This window comes from Methanobrevibacter filiformis (genome assembly GCF_001639265.1).
Lineage (GTDB): Archaea > Methanobacteriota > Methanobacteria > Methanobacteriales > Methanobacteriaceae > Methanacia > Methanacia filiformis.
This window is the reverse complement of the sequence record NZ_LWMT01000196.1, coordinates 1-662: the sequence shown is the minus strand read 5'-3', so window position 1 is coordinate 662 and position 662 is coordinate 1. Positions and strand designations below refer to the sequence as shown.

Here is a 662-nt window from a genome sequence, read left to right as displayed (position 1 = left end):
AATTATATTTAGCCTGTAAATACATGATTTTAAACATTAAAGTAACATCATGATGTGGTCTACCTCTGCACTGGTGATTGTACATGGATTCCAGTATTGATCTATATATTTCACAATTCAGCATATTCTTATGTTCTTTCAATTCTAACAACTCTTCATTTTCATTATTCATAGAGTTAAGAAGAAAAAGAGTCTTAAAATGATTCACACTTTCTCCATCATCTAATGCGCGAACCATTCTTTCCAAATCACAACACAAAAGCTCTTTATTAAAAGGACTATTAATATTAAAATTAAGACCTTCCTTCCACAAATCACTAAAATCCCCACGAACAACAGACCTCAAATAATCAAAATCAACACTAAACTTACCACTACTCTCCCAAACATTCAACTTCTTCAACACAAACCTAAAACACTTACGAATACTACTATTAAAACTCATAAAAAAATATATAAACAATCAAACATAAATAAAAATACCAAAGAAAAAAAATAATACATATAAAAAGAAAATTATTAAATACGAATCCTCGTTTATTTATTATTAAGTTATATATAATATACATGTCAAGGCGAAGTTTTGAGTTTAATGAGGATGATGAAAAATTTTTAATAGGCTTTGTTAAAAATTCGAAGGAAACATTAAGAGCATTTGTACT

1 protein-coding gene is annotated in these 662 nt (G+C 27.3%); it reads right to left on the bottom strand.

From position 1 onward, the window contains the following. The coding region (locus MBFIL_RS05050; protein ID WP_157078598.1) for a hypothetical protein at positions 1-445 on the bottom strand (445 nt) is incomplete at its 3' end. Positions 446-662: the final 217 nt, after the last annotated feature.